The sequence below is a fragment of the Aeromicrobium phragmitis genome (assembly GCF_003674095.1).
Lineage (GTDB): Bacteria > Actinomycetota > Actinomycetes > Propionibacteriales > Nocardioidaceae > Aeromicrobium > Aeromicrobium phragmitis.
The window spans coordinates 1-1,382 of sequence record NZ_RDBF01000022.1; the positions used below are offsets into that span (position 1 = coordinate 1).

At 65.1% G+C, this 1,382-nt stretch carries 1 protein-coding gene; it reads left to right on the plus strand.

Annotated features, from left to right (window positions below; genetic code table 11):
• The first annotated feature begins 188 nt into the window (after positions 1 to 188).
• Complete coding sequence (locus D9V41_RS16030) at positions 189 to 1,373, plus strand: IS481 family transposase (protein ID WP_121795599.1); 1,185 nt, start codon at positions 189 to 191, stop codon at positions 1,371 to 1,373.
• Positions 1,374 to 1,382: the final 9 nt, after the last annotated feature.

Genomic DNA, 1,382 nt, shown 5'->3' on the forward strand with positions numbered 1-1,382 from the left:
GTGCGCGCTCGTTCGATGCTCCATAGACGGGGCGTCCGCGAAGCACCGCTGAGATGAAGGGAGGATCCGTAGGCCGGGCGATGTCGACGTCCTCACACGTCCCTGGGTGCCCCCGGCAGTGTGCTGGTTCAGGACATCTGCAAGGCATGTCTCACGTCATCTGCAAGACCGCTCGTTGATGCTCGTGGGTGTCGAGAGCACGGCTGATCATCACCGCCATCACCACGCAGGGTCTGAGCCAAGCAGAAGCCGCCCGCACCTACGGAGTTTCTGAAGCCACCGTGAGCCGCTACATGGCCAGGTGGCGATCTGAAGGCGAGACCGCGTTCGAGCCCCGGTCTCGAGCACCTAAGTCGTCGCCCACCGCGACGTCACCCGAGCGTGTTGAGCTGGTGCTTGCCCTGCGCAAGCAGCTCATCGAAGCCGGACTCGACGCCGGAGCGGAAACGATCGGCTGGCACCTCGAACACCACCACCAGGCCGTCGTCTCTCGAGCCACCATCCATCGGATCTTGACTCGACACGGCGTCATCACGCCCGAACCGAAGAAACGTCCCAAGTCGTCCTACGTCCGATTCGAAGCCACGATGCCGAACGAGACCTGGCAGTCCGATTTCACGCACTACCGACTCGCCACCGGTGCCGACGTCGAGGTCCTGACCTGGCTCGACGACTGCACCCGCTACGCGATTCGCGTCACCGCCCACCGGGCCGTGACCGCGATCATCGTGCGCGACGAGTTCCGCCAAGCGGTCAGAACCGCTGGAATCCCAGCCTCGACTCTCACCGACAACGGCATGGTCTTCACCACCCGTCACGCCAGCCGACCCGGCAAGAACGCCCTCGAAGCAGAGCTCCGCCGCCTCCACATCATCCAGAAGAACGGCCGCCCGGGCCGCCCCACCACCCAAGGCAAAGTCGAACGGTTTCAACAGACGATGAAGAAGTGGCTCCGCGCCCAACCTGACCAACCCGGCACCATCGGGGAGCTACAGGCCCTGCTCGAGGAGTTCGTCGACCACTACAACCACCGCCGTCCCCACCGCTCTCTGCCGCACCGAGCGACTCCCGCAGCACGATACGAAGCCCTGCCCAAAGCGCTTCCCACCAGCAGCCGAGACGCCGAAACCCACGCCCGCGTCCGCCACGACCGCGTCGACACCAGCGGCGTCGTCACCCTGCGCATCGCCGGTCGCCTCCACCACATCGGCATCGGACGAACCCACGCCCGAACCCACGTCGTCCTGCTCATCGCCGACCTCCACGTCAGAGTCGTCAACGCCACCACCGGCGAACTCCTCCGCGAACTGCAGATCGACCCGACACGGGACTACCAGCCCCAAAAACAACAAGGTCCGAACCCACTTCCGTAGGTTCGGACC